The sequence below is a fragment of the Halomonas lysinitropha genome (genome assembly GCF_902500215.1).
Lineage (GTDB): Bacteria > Pseudomonadota > Gammaproteobacteria > Pseudomonadales > Halomonadaceae > Halomonas > Halomonas lysinitropha.
Genome location: NZ_CABVOU010000027.1, coordinates 482,812 through 501,662 on the forward strand (window position 1 = coordinate 482,812; position 18,851 = coordinate 501,662).

Consider the following 18,851-nt stretch of genomic DNA (forward strand, 5'->3'; position numbering starts at 1 on the left):
TTGAGACTCGAGACCCAGGACCAGGAGTCGAGTGCCGGCCTTGGGTCGCGTAAGGCGTTTAGGAAGTGCGCAGCGAAGGAGCTTATCCGGCCTAATAGCGTCGCGTTGCCCGACCCTGTCCTTCGATACTCGACAAACTCAATGACGCCGGTGATGGCATGGAAACGCTAGGCAACCTTCAGGCGGGCCTGATGGCTGCCTTGCAGTTCGATGCCTTGCTGCTGTGCCTGTTGGGCGTGACGCTGGGCACCCTGGTGGGGGTGCTCCCGGGTATCGGCGCCATCACCGCCGTGGCCCTATTGCTGCCACTGACGTTCGACTTGCCGCCGGCCGGTGCCATCATGCTGCTGGCGGGTATCTACTATGGTTCCGAGTATGGCGGCTCGATAAGCTCAATCCTCCTCAATATACCGGGTACCCCTGCCTCCATCGTGACCGGTTTCGATGGTTATCCGATGGCACGGCAGGGTCACGCCGGCATGGCACTCCTGCTTACGGCGCTGGCGTCTTTGTTCGGCGGGGTGGTGGGCATCATGGTGATGCTTGTTGCAGCACCCGCCATCGGGACACTTGCCATGTCGTTCGGGGCGGCCGAATTCACCGCCTTGATCGTGCTTGGCCTGATCATTGCGGTTTTCATCAACGACCACCGTATTCCCCAAGGCATGGCCATGCTCTGCCTGGGCATGCTGCTCGGCATGGTGGGGATGGATGTCAACACGGGTGTCCAGCGCTTCACCCTGGACTGGGACTACCTGCAGGACGGCATCAGCCTGGTGATCTTCGCCATGGGCCTGTTTGGGGTATCGGAACTGTTCCAGGCCTATACCCAGCAGGGCCAGGATGCCTTGCCGGTGAAAACGGGGTCGCTGTTTCGCGGCCTGCGGGAGACCAATGCACTGCGCCGTTTCCTGCCTTCCTCGGTGCGAGGCGCCGGCGTGGGGGCCTTCTTCGGGGCCCTGCCGGGTACCGGGCCGACCATCGCCAGCTTCATCGCCTACGCGGTGGAGAAGCGTCTGCTGCCCCGACGCTACGTGATGGGAACGGGAACCATCGAAGGTGTCTGTTCCCCCGAGGCGGCCAACAACGCCGCCGCCCAGACAGCCTTCATTCCCACCCTGACCCTGGGGTTGCCTGGCAGTGCCACCATGGCAGTAATGCTCGGGGCGCTGATGATGCATGGGATCACCCCTGGCCCGGCGATCGTCACCCAGCATGCCGAGGTGTACTGGGCGCTGATCGGCAGTTTCCTGGTGGGCAATGTTTTGCTGCTGGTGCTCAACGTGCCCTTGATCCGGCTATGGATCCTGATCCTGAAAGTTCCCCGATATGTGCTCAATCCAGCGATGCTGACGCTGATCTGCGTGGGAGCCTATACGCTGCATCGCAACCCCTTCGATGTACTGATGCTCTTCGTATTTGGTTGTCTGGGATTCTTTCTGCGTACTCGGGGTTACCCCTTGGCCTCGGTGCTGATCGGTTTCATCATGGGACCGCTGCTCGAGGAGCATCTGCGCCGCGTGCTGCTGATCTCCCAGGGCGATCTGGGCTATTTCCTGCAACGTCCGGTCAGTCTGGTGCTGTTTTTCATGGGGGCGGTGGTGGTTGCTCTTTCCCTCTGGTCGAGCAGGCAGGCAAGACGGGAAGCGGGCTAGGGTCTTGTCATCACGAAGAAGGCATAGGGCGAACCGTCCTGCAGGGTGGGGCCGGAAACACCGGAAGCCTCCTGGACACTGGTGATGCGCTCGAGGCGTTCGATATCCAGGCCGGCGTGGCTTGCCAGTCGCACCAGGGTTGCCATGTCGTTCAAGGGAAAGGGGCGCCGGCGCCTGGCGTATTCGTAAGCCTGCTCGAAAAGTGCTTCATCCCGTCGACAGCCAGCTGGAAGGACTGATTGAGAAGCGACGACCCTTTCGGCGAATGCCAGGCAAGCGGCATGGCTTCGCGCGAGGGGGGAGTTCGGATCCTCACTGCGCAGACGGTTGGAAGAGACGAAGCTGCCGCCTGGCTTGAGCATCGCGGCCAGGGCATCAAACAGCGCGGTGCGTCGGGCGGGATCGAAGTAGCCAAGAAAGCTGCTGGTGACGATGATGTCGAACTGCTCGGGTAGCCGCTGAGTCAGGATGTCAGCACAGCGGGTGGTGATCTTGACGACAAGCCTGTCGGCATACCATTCATTCATCAGGAGGGGCGTCGGGCACTGGTCGATGACGGTGATATCGAGTTGGCGCCATGCCGAGCTCGCGGCATCGATGACATGGGCCAGCATGCTGTAGTCGGCCGCGCCGGCGATCAGCAGCGAGATCGGCCATTCGCTCGGGGAATCATCAAGACTCGTACCTCGCCGATGGCGCTGGACGAGATCGCCCAGGACAGCGTGGTAGCGCTCCGGGTGTCCGCCCAGTGTTGCCCCCATACCCAGCAGGCGCAGTGTCTGCCACAGGCCGTGGTATGCCATGCACTCCTGCGAACAGTGTGTCTGCGAGAGCGCTTGGAAAAGGGGAGCGGATTCCTCCAGTGGCTCTTCGACAATTTTTGCTCGTGAAGTCGCGGAGGGCATCACGGATGTCACTCCTCGAGCCGCTGCAGCAACCGTTCGAAGCGAGCCGCCTCCTCCTCGATGAGGTCGCGAAACGTCTCGGTTGGCAGGTCCAGCGTCGAGATGTGGCCGCGCTCTCTCAGCGTCTCCTCGAAAGAGGCCTGGCTGACGATATGCTCGAGGCGCCGCTGTGCCAGGTCGCGGACTTCCTCGCTCATCGCCATGCGGGTGTAGATGCCGAACCAGTTGCGGGCCTTGTAGCCCGGCACGAATTCGCCGAGGGAGGGTACATCGGGAAAGGCGCTCATCCGCTCCGCTGCGGTCACGGCGAGCATACGTAGGTCACCGCTCTGGACCAAGCCAAGTGCCGAGGTTCCCGCCATCACCATGCGGACGTCACCGCTCATCAGTCCTTGTACCGCGGCACTGTTGCTGCGGTAGGGTACGTGGCGCAGTGGCAGGGAAAGCCGAGCGCCCAACTCCTCCATGCTGAGATGATGCAGCGTGCCGATTCCACCGCTGCCATAGGCGACACTGGCATCGGCATTGGACAGGGAATCGATCAGTGAGGCCATGTCGGTAGCCTCGTCGTCCTGTCTGACCAGCAGGTAGAAGTAACTCTCGGCGATGCTGGCTGTCGGGTGCAGGTCGGTACCGATACCGGTGCCATCTCGCCCGTAGACATGGGGGTTGATGGTGATCAGGCTCTCCTGGCCGAGCAGCCAGATGTCGTCGGGTTCATCGGAGGCCAGGAAATGGGCAAGGGCACGTTCTCCGGCGACGCCTTCGATATTGTTGACCCGCACGTTACCGAATTCGCTGTGTTCGTAGTGCCGTGCAATGGTGCGTGCCAGAAGGTCCAGGGTGCCGCCTGCACGGGTGGGGACGACGATCTCGATATCATGCCCGGTCGCCTCGGCTTTGGCGAAATGCCCGGTCAACGCTGACAACGCAAGGGCAAGGAGCAGTGGCAGTAGCAAGAATGACGAGGTTCGTTTCGAGGGTCTCATGAGGTGTAAGGGCATGGTTGCGACTCTAGGTAGCAAGCTGTGAAATGAGGGCTTCGGCGATCTCTGTGCCATGATGGCCCAATAGGATCACAACACTGATGCCGGCGGCAATGATGGCTCTGGTGGTAATGCTGATATGGCGGAAAGCAGTGGCTGCAAGCATTGCGGTGGCCGGCACCGCGATGGAAAAAGTCATAGTGGTAATCAGCATGAAGAACAGCAGGAGGGCGCTTGCAGGGAGGATGGGAAGCGCAGAAGGCGCTGTTTGTGCGTGTATGCTCGAAGCGTTGGTTGATGTCTGAATCAGGGTGTGGAGTGTTCCATCATGATGATGCCTTCGGGATGCTATCGCGAAAGCCATGAGTCCCATTGCAATGATCAAGGGAAATGCCCCAGGCCCGGGCTGCTGTCGGCTGCCGATGCCCTGCTGTAGGCTCAATAGCAAGAAACCCAAGCCGATGCAGGTTAGGAGCATCTGGCTCGAGTATGGCGAGTGCAGTAAAGGTTTCGATTTCATCGGAACTGGCGGCTTCGGAAGGGAGATGGTTTGGCTATTCAGTATCAATTCGTTATCCAGGCTGTGCAATGCGTTCCTCGGCACGAGGGCGCGGGATCGGGAAATTGATTCGCTCCTTTGTAAATACAGGAAGTAACGAGGCTGGGTTGGTAGATCACAATGCGCCTCTCTATCTGAACCCGTCACGATCCGCCGATGAGCAGGTCGATTCGGGACGCGTATTTCTCGAGCGCGGCGAGCTCGCTCAGGCACTTTCCTGTTTTCAGCATGGGCTGGCTGTCGATTCGAGCTGTATCGCGGCCTATCGAGAACTGGGTGATCTGCTGTTTCGCACGGAGCATTTGCAGGATGCGAGGCGGGCATTCGGCCTTGGATTGAGGGAAGCGCCCCGCCACCTGGCGTGGCGGCTGCAACTCGTTCGGGTGCTGTTGCGTAGCTGAGATATCTTGGCAGCGGCACCCAGGGCGAGGATCTACCTGGAGCGGCTCACTAGCCTGGCAGAGGATAGAGACATGTTAGCAGAGAACCTTGAGAGCCTGGTGAAGAAAGAGCGCCTGGAAGGGCGTAAAGAAGGGCGTCTGGAAGGTGTTGAAGGCACGCTGCGTAAGCTCATCGCGCTGAAGTTCGGGGAGATTCCCCACTGGGCAGATGCGCGTCTAGAGCAAGCCAGCGTTGCGGAACTTGACGCCTGGGTGGCGAAGATCCTGGCCGCCAATTCCCTCGTCGAGCTGTTCGACGACTGAACCTGTTTTCACTGCTCCCCCCTCAACGCAAGAAAGGGCCACCACGAAGGCTGCCATGGCACACCCCTGAACTGATTCACCGCTCCGGTCCCATCACGTTGAATCGAGGAGGTAACCCTGTGGCAAAGCTGCGTTTTCCGGAGATTTTTGGATCGCGCGACCATAATGACATGGTCATAGATGCGTTCGAGGTGGGGTATGGCCTGGAAGGCGATGAAGTACTGCGTGGCTGCTACGGGAGCAACTACAGCTTTCTGGCTGGTGGGCCCGGCGATGATATCTATGTGGCGGCTGACTGGGCGGCCTTGAAGATACTGGACAGCGGTGGCTTCCACAGTGTTGTTGCCGATGGCATCAGCGTCTTGCGTGAGGGCACCTATGTGGCGACGGTCGAGGGGCGTCATCTGATCGCCGGCGATATCTATTCCGGTCAGCAGGTCGCCATCTCCAATTGGGAGGATCCCCAGTTTCGGATCGAAGAGTTCGTGCTGGCCGATGGCATCTATTCCTTTGATCAGATTCACACGACGGTTTTCTCCAGCCCGAACTAACTGGGCGATTTTACGACTTCTCAACCGGTGGCCGAAGGCATGTTGCCGGCCGGCACCAGCAGCGCCGATCTCGAGGAGTTCATTGCACACACCCTGTCGCGTGAGCAATCACTGTCTCAAGCCTTGCACGAGGAGGCGCAAGTGCAGTTGGAGGCAGACGCCCTCGAGACCGCACAGGCCATGTTCGTGGCCTACTATGCTCGTACGGCGGATCCCGCGGGGCTGAACTACTGGAGTGACCAGCTGGTGGTCACCCAGGGTGATACAAGCGCCATCAGTCAGGGCTTCGGCGATTCAGAGGAGTTTCTGGCCGCCTATGGGGGGCTGGATGAAGTCGAGTTGATCACCAAGCTCTATCAGCAGCTGTTTGCTCGAGACCCCGACCAGGGCGGCCTGGACTTCAATGCCAATCAGCTGCAAACCGGCGCAATGGCGCCGGCCGATATTGCAATGGCTATTGCACAAGGCGCACGTGGCAGCGACGCCGACCTGTGGCAGGCCAAGCTGGCGGCGGCCGATGCCGTCACGCGGCAACTCGCGCAGCATGACCTGATGCTCAAGGTATATCGAGGGGATCTCGAACGGTCAAGGGGTTCCTTGCCGACATCGAACCCGGCCAGACGGTCGGGGATCCGGCGCTGGAAGCCCTGGGCGATGACATGATCGCCGAGACGGCCACCGCGTATCATTCCGATATCCAGCAGCTGTTTGTTGCCTATTACGGCCGACCGGGGGATCCCGGTGGCGTTGCCTTCTGGGCTCGACAGGCGCTGGCCAAGGATGGCGATCTGGCCGAGATTGTGCAGGCCTTCGGCAGCTACGAGGAGTATATCCAGTCCCTGGGCGGATGGACGAGGCTGGGTAGGTCGGTGCCATCTTCCAGCAGCTGTTCGGACGTGAACCGCATGCCTAGGCGCTGGCCTTCTATGTCGGCCACCTGGAGAGCGGCAGCCTGAGCCTGGCGGACGGTGCCCGGGGCAGCGATGCCAAGGTGTTGGAGGCCCGGGTGGGCTTCGCTGAGGCCTATACCAATACCCTCGATACCCAGGAAAGGATCGACGCCTTCGCCAGCCCCGAGGGACAGGCGTCGGTGAGGGGGGTCATGGCGCGCATCTTCAGCGAAAAGGATGCCAGCGATGAACTCTCCGACCTGCAGGGCGCGCTTGTGCCTGTCGCGCTGGATACGCTCGACAGCAGCGACGCGACCCCTTTCCACTTCGACGTCGGCACCGACAGCTTCCTGTTGTTCGATGACGTGGCACAGCAGAGCCACACCTGGATAGAGAACTTTTCCGACGATGACACCCTGCAGTTGGTCGGGGTGTTAGCGGAGGATGTAGCGGTATCGACTGACGATCAGGCGACCTATATCGCCTTCGATGACGGCCTGGGGGCAGTGTCAAAGATTGCCCTGGTCGGTGTGTCCGGCGACTTCACGAGCGTGGGCCAGATCAATTCGGCCGGGGTGGGCGAGCTTACCTTCGAGTGAGATGCGGCCGACTTCGTGCCTTGGGGAAATGCTGCGATACGTTATATGAGCCTGGTCCGCAGCAGGCCCACCGATGTGGCCATGGCCCTTGGGGCCGACGCCCATCGGTGAGACACTGTGCTTGGCAATGATACCCTTTTCACTCACGCTTAGCGCATCAAGAGGAAGCACATATGACGGATCAGCCACAGGTCGCTACCGAGCAGAACCAGGCCAGCCAGTCGATCACCATCGATGGTGTGGAGTATCAGCTTTCGGATCTCTCCGAGGAGGCTCGCGCTCAGGTTGTCAACCTGCGCGTCACCGACCAGGAGATCGCCAAGGTGAAGCAACAATTGGCCATTTATCAAACCGCCCGTGCCGCCTATGCGCGCTCTCTGAGCGAGAAGCTGCCTTCCAAGCAGGCCCACTGAGCCCGCTTTCCCATCCGCGAGCGACCGCTACATGACCCTGACGCTCGACACGGCCACCCTGGAGGCACTTGGCGCCGGCCTGCCCGAAAAGGGAGAGTCCCCCACCTGGCAGGTCGCGCATATTGCGCCCGTTAGCCTGGTGGTGGAGGGTAATGCCCGGGTTTGCCGATTGCGCCTGTCCATGGACCTGTTCCTGAGAAACCTCGGCGAAGCTTCACCCTTTCGCTTTCGCGGCCAACTTGTCAGCGCTACCTGGGCGCCGCTCGCTGAGTTGCCGCCGAGACAAGTCTCCATTGATGCGCAGACCCCCGAACTGCCGGCGGAGGCCTCCCTGCCCCTGTGTTTTACCCTGTCGGAGTTGAGTCGGCCGATTCGCGTGGGCGGGTCACAGAACTGGCTTCGGTACCTGCAGCCCATCAAGGCCATGGCATCTCCGGCCGAGGAGGCATCGGGCGCGGCGCCTGTCGCTGATGCCTTGCATCAGTCTCTATCGGAATGGCTGACCCATGATGTTTGCGTTGCCACGGTGGGTGAGGCGGCCGATAGTGCCATGCATGGACCTGTTGGCGCCTTTGGCCCGCTGGAGGCCAGGGTGCTGGAGCGAAGCAGCCAGGCGGACCTGGCCATTGATGCGACCTGGCTGGGAGAGGTCGACAATGCTGCCGAGCAGGCCGGTGAGCCGACGGTAAGGCTGGTGCTCTATGGGGAGCGCTTCGGTGCCTGGGTGCTTCATCGGTGTAGCCTTCAACCGGCCAAGGCCCGCGCCAAGCAGACGACGTTGCCGCCATCTTTCGCGCATGAGGTGCTGGTGGCGGAATCCTCGCAGCAGTTGATCGAGCAGGCAGGACTGGGAGCGGTCGAGAAGCGCCTCTTTCAACAGGTGGGCATCCTGCCCCACGAAAGGTTGAGGAGTTCAGCTGAGGAGCCCTCATCAGCGGATGAACGCCCCGGCCTCGATCTGAGTGGGCTGGCCGATCGTTCTCTTCGCCACCTGCAGGTGATTGCCTCTCTGGCGCAGCAGGGAAAGCTCGCCCCCGCGGACCTGGATATGCTGATGAAGCTGGCTCGCCAGCTCAGTCGTAAGGCACGATAGGGTTGAGTGATGCCGGTTATCGAGCATTGCCGAGCGAAAAAATAAGAAAGACCTTAGCTCGAGTTCCAGTTTGACATTCCCTGCGTTTTTGCCCGGCCCCATGGGTCTACCGTCATGGAAATGTCATAATGCTGCAACTTTCATCTGGAATCTCCAGCAGGCATTGGCATGTCGTTTCTCCTCTTGATCTCCTTGGGGTTCTTTGCTCTGGGTTGTGCTGTCTCGCGAGTGCAGCGAAGAGTGCTGATATTGCCGCTGGGTGGCCTGGGGTTGCTGCTTGCCATTCTGAGCAGCACGCATGTGGTGGCCAATCACTTCACCGGTCAGGGGGTCGACGAATCGGTGATCTACCATCTGCTCGTTGGTCTGGAAGGCGCCGGCTTCCGCGAGTATCTGGGGATCATGGTTCTTGCTGTCGTCCTGCTAATGGTATCGCTGGCTTATGGCTGGACCATGATCCACCTTCTGAGGTGGCGCCCATCCAGACTGCCCCACTTCGTCGGCTGGGCGTCTCTCCCCTTGTTGGTTCTGGCCTGGGGCGTCAACCCTGGCGCAGTAGGTCTGGTAACGTTAGTGCCTCAACACGTCATGGTTCAGCCCGAAGGTAAACTGCCGGAGGCCTTTGTGTTCCCCGGTGAGGCCCGTCTCCAGGCGGGCGTCAAGAAACCAAAGAATCTGGTGCTGATCTATGCCGAGTCGTTGGAGCGTACCTATTTTGACGAGTCGATCTTCCCGGCACTCGTTCCACACCTCGTCGCCCGTCAAGAACAGGCCCTGAGCTTCACCGGTATCGAGCAGATGCCCGGTATGTGGTGGACCATGGGAGGCAAGGTGGGTAGCCAGTGTGGTACCCCCTTGGTAACGGCGTCAGGTTTAACTAGCATGTCCAACAGCAGCGATTTCCTTCCGGGAGCTCGCTGCCTGGGTGATCTCCTGGCTGAACAGGACTATACCCTTCACTACATTGGCGGCGCCGACAGTGAATTCGGCGGCAAGAAGAGCTTTTACAAGACCCATGGTTTCGCTCGTATCGAAGGTTTGCACGACCTGAGCGACGGCCTTTCGGAAACCGACGGTCTGAATCACTGGGGACTGCAGGACGATGAGACCCTCCCTCTCGTGGCTGAGCGTTTCGATGAATTGGCATCGGAAGATGCTCCCTTTGTACTGGCGACCCTGACCTTGGGCACCCACCACCCCAAGGGACACGTGGCTAGCCAGTGTCTCGACTCGCCCTATGCTGAATCCGAAGACCCCATGCTGGAGGCCGTGCACTGCAGCGACCGGCTGATCGATGATCTTGTCGAGCACATCCTGGGCTCCCCCTATGCTGAGGAAACCCTGTTAGTGGTGATGTCTGACCATACCGCCATGCGCAACACGGTGAGCGAAGTACTGGAAGCCAATCCGCGGCGCAATCTCTTCATGGTGCTGGGCGACGATATCGACCCGGCACGGGATGACCGCCCCGGTTCCCAGTTGGACATGGCTCCGACGCTGCTCTCCCTGATGGGCTTCGAATCGAAGGCTCTGGGCCTGGGCAGGAACCTCCTCGGCGATGAAGCGAACTTTCTCGAGACCCATGAATATCCCCAAGAGGCGCTGCGGGAGCTCTATCCGAGTCTGCGGACCCTCTGGGGCATTCCTGACCTCAAAAAGGGGCTCTATCTGGACCAGGAGCGCCGGCTGGTCACTATCGGGACTCGGGAATTTGAGTACCCCTTGATGCTGCGTTTCGATGACGAGCTGGCCGTCCAAGAGGTGCTTGGATCGACCGCCGAGCTTGCCCGCTTACCCGAGAGTGCTGCTTTCTTGTGGGTGGATGATTGCCAGCGCAATACCCTGCAGCCCCTCACTCCAGGCGAGGTCTGCGTGGTATGGAGCAACTCACTGGCGGAACCGGCGCGTCTGAAGCGCTTGACCTCGGAGAGTCCCAGCATGCACGGCCGCTTGTTGCGGCTGACTAGTCCGGACGGGGAATCCTCGATCGAAATCCTGCCTCCCCTTGAGGAGACTCTGCCTCACTTGCAGTTGGGTGGGCAAATCATCGTCGATGGTCAGCCCGTCATGAATTTCGGTGAGCTTATTTCGAAAGGTAATGCCCGTGTGACGCTCGAGGCACAGCCCAATTCAGGAATGGGTTTCGTGCGCTGGCAAGGCGTAGAGGGGCTAGAGCAGTTCGCACCCAAAGTGAGTGTGCCGGGAGAGGAGCTGGACGATATACAGCCGGTGTTCGACCAGGATGTCGAGAATGAGTCGATGACCATGTCCTATCGAAGTGCCTGGGCGGGTATTGCCTCACGAGAAAAAGGGCGACTGGCAGAGCACCTCTCTCCCGGTGATGACGTGGCAAGTGTTGCGCGGGTGGCGCTATGGCACGAGGATATCGGAAGCCTAGACCTGCGAGGGTTCGGGGGGTTCAAGATGCCGGATCCCAGAGGCTTCATTCGGGTGAATGGAGAGACGCTTCTCGAGGGAGATCGAGGATTGAACCTGGTGATCCTCGATCCCTCTGGGGAAGTCGTCCATGCGGTTCACTATGACACCCATGTCAGCGCAGACGAGAGTGATGCCCTGGCGGAGAAGGTGGCCGCTGTCGAGCCGAATCATCTCGTGCTCCTGGCCAGCTTCGACGAGTTTACCTCGTCCCTGACCCCTGCTTTGATCGAACAGCTACAAAGGCTGGGTTTTGCCTTGAGCCTTCCGGACTGAGGCGGGCTGATTCTGCGCGTTGCTCGTTCCCCCGTTGCGTGCCTGGCACATCACTCCCTGGCCCTGACACAGTTGGGTTAACAGGACGCTGGTGACAGGCTCCTGTTCAGCGTTCATGGTTAGATGACGTTCGTTGGCTGCCGAGCACTCTCGGCAGTTGGCGAGTAACCGGACGTGTACGTCAGACCAGGTTTCGCCAGCAGACGGGAGCATACGCCAATGTCGACACTCACCTTCCAGGGCGCGGTGAAGGAAGTTACCGGCTCGCGCTACCTCATCGAGGTGGACGGCAATGGCCGCTCACACAGGCTGCTGCTGGAGTGCGGCCTGCACCAGGGCGGCAGCGATGCCGACGCGGCCAACGCTCGCTCCTTCGGAAAGCTGCCCCGGGAACTCGAGGCGGTGGTGCTCTCCCATGGCCATCTCGACCATTCGGGGCTGCTGCCCAAGCTGGTGCGCGAGGGCTATCGCGGGCCCATTCACTGTACCCGCGGCACCCGCGACCTGCTGGAGATCATGCTCCAGGACGCCGCCTTCATCATGGCCAAGGACGTGGAGTGGGAGAACAAGTGGCGCCGCCGGAACGGCAAGCCGCTGGTCGAACCGCTCTATGATCTCTCGGACGTGGAGCAGACACTGACGCTCTGCGAGACCCACCCCTACGGTCAGCCGGCCAGGCTCCCCGGTGGCGTGACCCTGGTGTTCCGCGATGCCGGGCATATCCTGGGGTCGGCCATCGTCGAGCTGACCATTCCCTCCGGCGGGCAGGAGAAGCGGCTGGTGTTCTCCGGCGACCTGGGCAACCCCGGCTCGGTGTTGATGAAGGACCCCGAGAAGCTCTTTGACGCCGACCTGGTGCTGATGGAGAGCACCTACGGCGACCGTGACCATCGGCCCCTCGACGAAACCCTCGAGGAGTTCGCCCAGGTGCTGGAAGACGCGCATGCCGACGGCGGCAACGTGCTGATTCCCGCCTTCGCCGTGGGGCGCACCCAGGAGATCCTCTACCATCTCAGCGTGCTCTACCACGAGGGGCGGCTGCGCCAGCAGATGGTGTTCCTCGACAGCCCCATGGCGATCAAGGTCACCGAACTCTATTACCGCGCCCGCAAGTCGCTGGATGCCGAGGATCTCAAGGTGCTCAACCTGGCCGCCAGCGGCGACACCCGCCGGTACCTTCCGATTCTGCGCATGACCCGCACGGTGGAGGAGTCCATGGCCATCAACCGCATCCACGGCGGGGCGATCATCATCGCCGGGGCCGGGATGTGTAACGGCGGGCGCATCATTCACCACTTCCGCTACAACCTGGAGAAGCCGGACACTCGGCTGGTGATCGTCGGCTTCCAGGCCGCGGGCACGGTGGGGCGCCAGATCGTCGATGGCGCCGAGCGTATCCACGTGATGGGCCGGGACCTGGCGGTCAAGGCCAAGGTCCACACCATCGGCGGCTTCTCCGCCCACGCCGGTCAGACCCAGTTGCTGGGCTGGGCCGGAGCCTTCCGTAACCGGCCACGCTTCTATCTGGTGCATGGCGAGCCCGGTGCCCAGCAGGCCCTTCAGACGGCCCTCGCCGAGAGCGATATCGAGGCCGAGATTCCCGCCTACGGTGACCGTATCGAGCTCTGAGTGGCCTCCGCCCGATGCGCTGTCGCGTATCGGGCGTCAACGCCCGTCCGACCAGGCAGCCGGGCCGGCCCCGGCTGGTAACCCTTCCTTGCGGCAACCGCGACGTTCGAGTCGCGGACGCCTTGCGCTTCCGCCTTTCACGACCCGGTTCCGCGCTGTGCGCCGGCTATCGTCTCGATGTAGGGCCTTTATCGCTATATAGAGCTAAATATGCTAAGCTTATTACATATTAAGTAATCGTCGCCTGGCCAAATCCGGGCGCCAACAGGAGATGACGCCATGAAGACCTTCGCCCTCTCGCAGAACACCGGGGCCGGCACGCCCGATGTGGCAGGCTTCTTCGACCCGAACACCTTCAGCGTGCAGTACGTGGTCAGTGATCCGGTGAGCCGCAAGTGCGCCATCATCGACCCGGTCCACGACTTCGACGAGACGTCCGGCGCCACGGCCACGCACCACGCCGACGAGCTGCTCGCCTATGTGCAGGCGCAAGGGCTCGAGGTGCAGTGGATTCTCGATACCCACCCCCATGCCGATCACTTCTCCGCGGCGCAGTATCTGAAAGAGAAGACCGGCGCGCCCACCGCCATCGGCGAGAAGGTCGTGGAGGTCCAGGAACTCTGGAAAGGGCTCTATCACTGGCCTGACTTCCCCGCGGAGGGTTCCCAGTGGGACCGCCTGTTCGCGGAGGGCGATACCTTCCGCATCGGTGAGCTCGAGGCACGGGTGATGTTCTCGCCGGGTCATACCCTGGCTTCGATCACCTATGTGATCGGCGATGCGGCCTTCGTCCATGACACCCTCTTTCAGCCCGACTTCGGCTCCGCCCGGGCCGACTTCCCCGGTGGTGACGCCCATCAGCTGTGGAACTCCATCCAGTCCATCCTGGCGCTGCCCGACGAGACCCGGCTGTTCACCGGCCACGACTATATGCCCGATGGCCGGGAGCCGGAATGGGAAAGCACGGTGCGCGAGCAGCGCGAGACCAACAAGCATCTGGTCGATGTTTCCGAGGACGACTATGTGGCGATGCGCAACGAGCGAGACAGCGAGCTGCCGATGCCCAAGCTGATCCTGCACTCCCTGCAGGTGAACATTCAGGGCGGCCGCCTGCCGGAGCCCGAGGCCAACGGCAAGCGCTACCTGAAAATTCCGCTGGACGCCCTGGAAGGCGCCTCCCGGGAGTAGTGGCCGGCTATTGCCCGGTGCGCCACCGGCGTATCGGGCGTGGCCGCTGATGTCGGGAAGCGGCATGCCTTGCAGGTCTTATATTATAAAATATTCTAACCTTAGAACTTGAAAGGCGCTATACTGACGCCATCTCCCGGCCAGCGACACTCAATGGAGGTAGTTCCCCATGTCACAGCCAGTGGTTACCCACTTCTTCGACGAGCCGACCAATACCTTCAGCTATGTGGTGCAGGATCCCTCGAGCCGCGCCTGCGCGATCCTCGATTCGGTGCTCGATTTCGACTACGCCGCCGGACGCACCGATGTGCGCTCCGCCGACGCGATCATCGATTTCGTGCGCGCTAATGGCCTCGAGGTAGAGTGGGTGCTCGAGACCCACGTCCACGCCGACCACCTCTCCGCCGCCCCCTATCTGCACGAGACGCTGGGCGGAAAGACCGGCATCGGCGCCAAGATCACCGTGGTGCAGGACGTCTTCGGCAAGGCCTTCAATGCCGGTACCGAGTTCGCCCGCGACGGCAGCCAGTTCGACCGCCTCTTCGAGGAGGGCGACACCTTCACCATCGGCCACCTGGAGGGGCGGGTACTGCACACGCCGGGCCACACGCCGGCCTGCCTCACCTACGTGATCGGCGACGCCGCCTTCGTCGGCGATACCCTCTTCATGCCCGACTACGGCACCGCCCGCTGCGACTTCCCCGGCGGTGACGCCCGCACGCTTTTCCGCTCCATCCAGAAGGTGCTGGCCCTGCCGGACGAGACCCGCCTCTTCCTGTGCCATGACTACAAGGCGCCGGAGCGCGAGGCCTACCAGCACGAGACCAGCGTGGCCGAGCAGCGCCAGCAGAACGTGCATGTGCACGAGGGCATCAGCGAAGAAGCGTTCGTCAAGATGCGTTCCGAACGCGATGCGACCCTGGGCATGCCGCGTCTGATTCTGCCCTCCGTGCAGGTCAACATGCGCGCCGGGCACATGCCGCCGGCCGAGGACAACGGCCAGGTCTACCTCAAGGTGCCGATCAACACGTTTTGAGACCCCAGTTTTTCAGGAGAACGTCCATGCAGATTCATGAACTCGAACCCGGCTTTGCCGTCACCGATGCGGTGACGCCTGCCGATCTCGACGAGGTCGCCCGCCGCGGCTTTCGCTCGGTGATCTGCAATCGCCAGCCCGGTGAAGCCGAGGATCACCCCGACGACCGTGCCCTGAAGGCCCGAGCCACCGAGCTCGGCCTCGAGTGGCGCTGTATCCCGGTCACTCCCGGCGAGTACTCGGAGGCCGACATCGAGGCCTTCGGCCAGGCCCTCGACGGGCTACCCACGCCGATTCTGGCCTTCTGCAAGACCGGCAAGCGGGCCGTGCATCTCTGGGCCCATGCCCGCAGCCAAGAAGGGAACTGCAACATCCCGGCGCTGCTGGAAGCGGCCCGAGCCGCGGGGCATGACCTGGAAGCGCGCCGCCCGATGCTGGAAGCCGCCGCCGGGCAGAGCTGAGCGATGAACCCCCAGCGCTATCTGCCCATCCTGCAGTGGCTACCCGGCTATGGCCGCGCCACCCTGGGAAGCGACCTGCTGGCGGCGGTGATCGTGACCGTCATGCTGATTCCGCAGTCGCTGGCCTACGCCATGCTGGCCGGGCTGCCGCCGGAGGTGGGCCTTTACGCCAGCATCGCGCCGCTGGTGGTCTACGCGGTATTCGGTACCAGCCGCACCCTGGCGGTGGGGCCGGTGGCGGTGGTGTCGCTGATGACGGCGGCGGCGGTAGGGCAGATCGCTCCCCAGGGCTCGCCGGAATACCTCGGTGCCGCCCTGGTGCTGGCGCTGATGTCCGGGCTGATGCTGACCCTGATGGGCGTGGCGAGGCTGGGCTTCCTGACCAATTTCCTGAGCCACCCGGTGATCTCGGGCTTCATCACCGCCTCGGGGCTGATCATCGCCGCCAGCCAGTTCAAGCATGTGCTGGGCGTGGAGGCCAGCGGCCACAACCTGCTGGAACTGCTGGCCGGTCTGGCCCGGGGCCTCGGCGGGGTGAACGGCCCGACCCTGATGATCGGCGCCTCTGTGCTGGTCTTCCTCTATGCCGCACGGCGCTGGCTCAAGCCGGGGCTGCTCCGCCTGGGCGTGCCGGTCCGGCCGGCGGACATGCTGACCAAGGCCGCGCCGATTCTCGCGGTGGCGGTCACCACCCTGGCCACCTGGGGGCTGGGCCTCGACGCGCGCGGTGTAGCCGTGGTAGGCAGCGTGCCGTCAGGCTTGCCACCCTTGACCCTGCCCGGCTTCGACAGCGGCCTGTGGAGCCAGCTGTTCCTGGCGGCGCTGCTGATCAGCATCGTCGGCTTCGTGGAATCGGTGTCGGTGGGCCAGACCCTGGCGGCCAAGCGCCGCCAGCGCATCGATCCCGACCAGGAGCTGGTGGGCCTGGGCGCCTCCAACATCGCTGCCTCCTTCACCGGCGGGATGCCCGTCACCGGCGGCTTCGCCCGTTCCGTCGTGAATTTCGACGCCGGGGCCGAGACGCCGGCGGCCGGAGCCTTCACCGCGGTAGGGATCGCCGGGGCGGCGCTGCTGCTTACGCCGCTGATCGCTTACCTGCCCATCGCCACGCTGGCGGCCACCATCATCGTGGCGGTGCTCTCGCTGGTCGACTTACCAGCCATCAGGCGCACCTGGGACTACTCGCGCAGCGACTTCGCGGCGATGCTGGCGACCATTCTGGTCACCCTGGGCGTTGGCGTGGAAAGCGGGATTACCGTGGGGGTGGGACTTTCCCTGGCGCTGCACCTCTATCGCACCAGCCGGCCCCATAGTGCCGTGGTGGGGCGGGTGCCGGGCAGCGAGCACTTCCGCAACGTGCGGCGTCACGACGTGGAGACCGACGACCGCCTGACGATCCTGCGGGTCGACGAGAGCCTCTACTTCGCCAACGCGCGCTACCTTGAGGATACCGTGATGGAGCTGGCGGCCCGCGAACCGACGCTCGAGCATATCGTGCTGGCCTGCCAGGCGGTGAATCTCATCGATGCCTCGGCGCTGGAGAGCCTCGAGGCCATCAATGGGCGCCTGAAGGACTCCGGCGTCACCCTGCACCTGGCCGAGGTCAAGGGGCCGGTGATGGATCGGCTGCAGAACACCGAATTCTGCCGCGAGCTCACCGGGCAGGTGTTCCTCAGTACCTATGATGCCTGGCGGGAGCTGCGCGGCGAGAGCGACGGCACCCTGTCACTGCGCTGTGCCGAGCTGCAGATGACGGCGCCGCGCTAGCGCCTCACCCCTCGACGAATCGACAACACCGCATCCCCCGGGATGTCCCCAATGGAGAGAGAAACAGTGGACTGGAGTTCATCCCTGCAGGGCCTGGCCGGCGGCATCCTGATCGGCCTGTCTGCCACCTGGCTGATGGCCACGCTGGGCCGCATTGCCGGCATCAGCGGCATACTCGGCAACCTGATTACCCTTCGACCCAAGGGCGACAGCGCCTGGCGTCTTACCTTCCTGCTCGGTCTGATCAGCGGCCCCCTCGTGCTGATGCTGCTCGGCGGCGGCCTGGGCAACGTCGCTGGCGCGCCTGGCGAGGTGGTTGGCGAGCCTGCCGGTGGCGTGGCGCTGATGCTGGTGGCCGGCCTGCTGGTGGGCCTGGGTACGGGAATCGGCAGCGGTTGTACCAGCGGCCACGGGGTCTGCGGCCTGGCGCGGCTGTCGCCACGCTCCCTGGTGGCGACGATCACCTTCCTGGTGGCGGCGATCATTACCGTCTTCGTGGTGCGGCACATGATCGGAGGTGGCGCATGAAGGCCTCTCACCTCAAGACCCTGGCGGGCTATATCGCCGGCCTGATCTTTGGCCTCGGCCTGGCCATCTCCGGCATGACCGACCCGGCGCGAGTGCTCGGCTTCCTCGACCTCTTCGGTGCCTGGGACCCCACCCTGATGTTCGTGCTGGGGGGGGCGGTAGTCACCAATTTCATCGGCTACCGGCTGGTACTGCGCCGCAAGGCCCCGCTCTTCGGCAACGCCTTCCAGCTGCCGACCCGACAGGACCTGGACGCCCGACTGATCGGCGGCGCCGCGTTGTTCGGCATCGGCTGGGGGCTCTCCGGCTACTGCCCGGGGCCGGCCTTCGCCTCCATCGCCGGGCTCACCGTGCCCCTTCTGGCCATGCTGATCGCCATGGTGGCCGGCTGGTTCCTGGCCCGAGCGATTCCTGCCAGCCACTGACACCGAGTTCGAGGTGGCCGGAACGCACGGCACCTGGAAACAACCCCGCAAGGGATCAACGATAACGATGAGGGGGAACCAACATGATCACCATGAGGATCGCGAGTGGGCTCGGCCTGCTGCTGGGCCTGGGTCTGGCCGGCGGGCAGGCCCAGGCCCAGCAGGAGGGTGACGCAGAGCGCGGCCAGGCGGCGGCCGGCACCTGCGTGGCCTGCCACCAGGCCGATGGCAGCGGGATGAATGCCCCGGGGGGCGAGTCCTGGCCCCGACTGGCCGGCCTGGATGCCGGCTACATCGCCAAGCAGTTGCACGACTTCAAGGCGGGCCGCCGCCAGAATGCCTCCATGATGCCGTTTGCCAACATGCTCGATGATCAGCAGATCGCCGACGTGGCGGCCTACTACAGCCAGATGCCGGTGACCGAGGCCCAGGGGGGCGAGGAGGCCGAGGAGGCGCTGCTGGCGCGTGGCGAACAGCTGGCCCTGCGCGGGGACTGGGACGCGTACATCGTCTCCTGCAAGAGCTGCCATGGCCCGGGTAACGCGGGTGCCGGCAGCACCTTTCCCGGCATCGCCAGTCAGCACGCCGGCTACATCGAGGCTCAGCTGCATGCCTGGCAGGAAGGGGAGCGCAGCAATGATCCGCAGAACCTGATGGGCGCCATCGCCGCGCGCATGAGTGACGAAGATGTCCGTGCCGTCTCGGCCTGGCTGGCCAATCAGTCCGTGGTGTCCGAATAAGGGGAGCAGA

The 18,851-nt window shown here is 62.9% G+C and carries 21 protein-coding genes; 18 read left to right on the forward strand and 3 right to left on the reverse strand.

What is annotated here, in order from left to right; translation table 11 throughout:
* Positions 1-158 precede the first annotated feature (158 nt).
* Positions 159-1,655 (forward strand): tripartite tricarboxylate transporter permease, encoded by a 1,497-nt coding sequence (locus tag HALO32_RS06720; RefSeq protein WP_151442990.1) that lies wholly within the window; start codon positions 159-161, stop codon positions 1,653-1,655.
* On the opposite strand, the gene HALO32_RS06725 is transcribed toward HALO32_RS06720, so the two are convergent.
* From HALO32_RS06725 to HALO32_RS06735, 3 genes are all read right to left on the reverse strand, one after another.
* Entirely contained in the window at positions 1,652-2,458 is an 807-nt protein-coding gene (locus tag HALO32_RS06725; protein ID WP_192576460.1) for a class I SAM-dependent methyltransferase, read from the reverse strand. The two genes, HALO32_RS06720 and HALO32_RS06725, sit on opposite strands and share 4 nt — an antisense overlap.
* 110 nt (positions 2,459-2,568) lie before the next feature.
* The gene (locus HALO32_RS06730) at positions 2,569-3,519 is read right to left on the reverse strand and encodes a tripartite tricarboxylate transporter substrate binding protein (protein WP_192576461.1); all 951 of its coding nucleotides are present in this window, start codon (positions 3,517-3,519) and stop codon (positions 2,569-2,571) included.
* A 55-nt stretch (positions 3,520-3,574) separates the two neighbouring features.
* The gene (locus tag HALO32_RS06735; RefSeq protein WP_151442993.1) at positions 3,575-4,135 is read right to left on the reverse strand and encodes a tripartite tricarboxylate transporter TctB family protein; all 561 of its coding nucleotides are present in this window, start codon (positions 4,133-4,135) and stop codon (positions 3,575-3,577) included.
* A gap of 77 nt (positions 4,136-4,212) precedes the next feature.
* Here HALO32_RS06735 and HALO32_RS06740 point away from each other — a divergent pair, with 77 nt between their 5' ends.
* The 17 genes from HALO32_RS06740 (at position 4,213) to HALO32_RS06820 (ending at position 18,841) form a co-directional block, all read left to right on the forward strand.
* Positions 4,213-4,506 carry a hypothetical protein gene (locus HALO32_RS06740; RefSeq protein WP_151442994.1) on the forward strand — a complete coding sequence of 98 codons (294 nt, stop codon included), beginning with the start codon at positions 4,213-4,215 and terminating at the stop codon, positions 4,504-4,506.
* A 72-nt stretch (positions 4,507-4,578) separates the two neighbouring features.
* Complete coding sequence (locus tag HALO32_RS18100; protein WP_225809803.1) at positions 4,579-4,809, forward strand: hypothetical protein; 231 nt, start codon at positions 4,579-4,581, stop codon at positions 4,807-4,809.
* A gap of 119 nt (positions 4,810-4,928) precedes the next feature.
* Positions 4,929-5,360: a hypothetical protein gene (locus HALO32_RS06750; RefSeq protein WP_151442995.1), complete on the forward strand. Its 432-nt coding sequence runs from the start codon at positions 4,929-4,931 to the stop codon at positions 5,358-5,360.
* 27 nt (positions 5,361-5,387) lie between these two features.
* A complete protein-coding gene (locus tag HALO32_RS06755) occupies positions 5,388-6,023 on the forward strand; it encodes a DUF4214 domain-containing protein (RefSeq protein WP_151442996.1) in 636 nt (211 codons plus the stop codon).
* Positions 6,020-6,316, forward strand: a complete 297-nt coding sequence (locus HALO32_RS06760) for a hypothetical protein (RefSeq protein ID WP_151442997.1) — start codon at positions 6,020-6,022, stop codon at positions 6,314-6,316. The genes HALO32_RS06755 and HALO32_RS06760 overlap by 4 nt, the downstream gene beginning before the upstream one ends.
* A gap of 50 nt (positions 6,317-6,366) precedes the next feature.
* Positions 6,367-6,849, forward strand: a complete 483-nt coding sequence (locus tag HALO32_RS06765) for a hypothetical protein (protein WP_151442998.1) — start codon at positions 6,367-6,369, stop codon at positions 6,847-6,849.
* 173 nt (positions 6,850-7,022) lie between these two features.
* Entirely contained in the window at positions 7,023-7,262 is a 240-nt protein-coding gene (locus HALO32_RS06770) for a DUF6447 family protein (protein WP_151442999.1), read from the forward strand.
* 31 nt (positions 7,263-7,293) lie between these two features.
* Positions 7,294-8,355 carry a hypothetical protein gene (locus HALO32_RS06775; protein ID WP_151443000.1) on the forward strand — a complete coding sequence of 354 codons (1,062 nt, stop codon included), beginning with the start codon at positions 7,294-7,296 and terminating at the stop codon, positions 8,353-8,355.
* 168 nt (positions 8,356-8,523) lie between these two features.
* A complete protein-coding gene (locus tag HALO32_RS06780; protein ID WP_151443001.1) occupies positions 8,524-11,067 on the forward strand; it encodes a sulfatase-like hydrolase/transferase in 2,544 nt (847 codons plus the stop codon).
* A gap of 219 nt (positions 11,068-11,286) precedes the next feature.
* Positions 11,287-12,696, forward strand: coding sequence for an MBL fold metallo-hydrolase RNA specificity domain-containing protein (locus tag HALO32_RS06785; RefSeq protein WP_151443002.1), 1,410 nt, complete (start codon positions 11,287-11,289; stop codon positions 12,694-12,696).
* Positions 12,697-12,975: 279 nt separating this feature from the next.
* Positions 12,976-13,884, forward strand: coding sequence for an MBL fold metallo-hydrolase (locus HALO32_RS06790; RefSeq protein WP_151443003.1), 909 nt, complete (start codon positions 12,976-12,978; stop codon positions 13,882-13,884).
* Positions 13,885-14,053: 169 nt separating this feature from the next.
* The gene (locus tag HALO32_RS06795; protein WP_151443004.1) at positions 14,054-14,920 is read left to right on the forward strand and encodes an MBL fold metallo-hydrolase; all 867 of its coding nucleotides are present in this window, start codon (positions 14,054-14,056) and stop codon (positions 14,918-14,920) included.
* A 26-nt stretch (positions 14,921-14,946) separates the two neighbouring features.
* Positions 14,947-15,381 carry a TIGR01244 family sulfur transferase gene (locus tag HALO32_RS06800; RefSeq protein ID WP_151443005.1) on the forward strand — a complete coding sequence of 145 codons (435 nt, stop codon included), beginning with the start codon at positions 14,947-14,949 and terminating at the stop codon, positions 15,379-15,381.
* 3 nt (positions 15,382-15,384) lie between these two features.
* Complete coding sequence (locus HALO32_RS06805) at positions 15,385-17,148, forward strand: SulP family inorganic anion transporter (RefSeq protein WP_151443006.1); 1,764 nt, start codon at positions 15,385-15,387, stop codon at positions 17,146-17,148.
* A 66-nt stretch (positions 17,149-17,214) separates the two neighbouring features.
* Positions 17,215-17,676 (forward strand): YeeE/YedE family protein, encoded by a 462-nt coding sequence (locus HALO32_RS06810; RefSeq protein WP_151443146.1) that lies wholly within the window; start codon positions 17,215-17,217, stop codon positions 17,674-17,676.
* Positions 17,673-18,101 (forward strand): DUF6691 family protein, encoded by a 429-nt coding sequence (locus HALO32_RS06815; RefSeq protein ID WP_151443007.1) that lies wholly within the window; start codon positions 17,673-17,675, stop codon positions 18,099-18,101. Before HALO32_RS06810 ends, HALO32_RS06815 begins: the two co-directional genes overlap by 4 nt.
* An 83-nt stretch (positions 18,102-18,184) precedes the next feature.
* Positions 18,185-18,841, forward strand: coding sequence for a c-type cytochrome (locus HALO32_RS06820; RefSeq protein ID WP_151443008.1), 657 nt, complete (start codon positions 18,185-18,187; stop codon positions 18,839-18,841).
* The last annotated feature ends 10 nt before the right edge of the window (positions 18,842-18,851 follow it).

Excerpts from the sequence above, each read along its gene's own strand:
- HALO32_RS06800 (WP_151443005.1), top strand. The coding sequence starts at position 14,947 with ATGCAGATTCATGAACTCGAACCCGGCTTTGCCGTCACCGATGCGGTG.
- HALO32_RS06770 (WP_151442999.1), top strand. The coding sequence starts at position 7,023 with ATGACGGATCAGCCACAGGTCGCTACCGAGCAGAACCAGGCCAGCCAG.
- HALO32_RS06795 (WP_151443004.1), top strand. The coding sequence starts at position 14,054 with ATGTCACAGCCAGTGGTTACCCACTTCTTCGACGAGCCGACCAATACC.
- HALO32_RS18100 (WP_225809803.1), top strand. The coding sequence starts at position 4,579 with ATGTTAGCAGAGAACCTTGAGAGCCTGGTGAAGAAAGAGCGCCTGGAA.
- HALO32_RS06725 (WP_192576460.1), bottom strand. The coding sequence starts at position 2,458 with ATGGCATACCACGGCCTGTGGCAGACACTGCGCCTGCTGGGTATGGGG.
- HALO32_RS06815 (WP_151443007.1), top strand. The coding sequence starts at position 17,673 with ATGAAGGCCTCTCACCTCAAGACCCTGGCGGGCTATATCGCCGGCCTG.
- HALO32_RS06790 (WP_151443003.1), top strand. The coding sequence starts at position 12,976 with ATGAAGACCTTCGCCCTCTCGCAGAACACCGGGGCCGGCACGCCCGAT.
- HALO32_RS06775 (WP_151443000.1), top strand. The coding sequence starts at position 7,294 with ATGACCCTGACGCTCGACACGGCCACCCTGGAGGCACTTGGCGCCGGC.
- HALO32_RS06720 (WP_151442990.1), top strand. The coding sequence starts at position 159 with ATGGAAACGCTAGGCAACCTTCAGGCGGGCCTGATGGCTGCCTTGCAG.
- HALO32_RS06805 (WP_151443006.1), top strand. The coding sequence starts at position 15,385 with ATGAACCCCCAGCGCTATCTGCCCATCCTGCAGTGGCTACCCGGCTAT.
- HALO32_RS06820 (WP_151443008.1), top strand. The coding sequence starts at position 18,185 with ATGATCACCATGAGGATCGCGAGTGGGCTCGGCCTGCTGCTGGGCCTG.
- HALO32_RS06780 (WP_151443001.1), top strand. The coding sequence starts at position 8,524 with ATGTCGTTTCTCCTCTTGATCTCCTTGGGGTTCTTTGCTCTGGGTTGT.
- HALO32_RS06785 (WP_151443002.1), top strand. The coding sequence starts at position 11,287 with ATGTCGACACTCACCTTCCAGGGCGCGGTGAAGGAAGTTACCGGCTCG.
- HALO32_RS06760 (WP_151442997.1), top strand. The coding sequence starts at position 6,020 with ATGATCGCCGAGACGGCCACCGCGTATCATTCCGATATCCAGCAGCTG.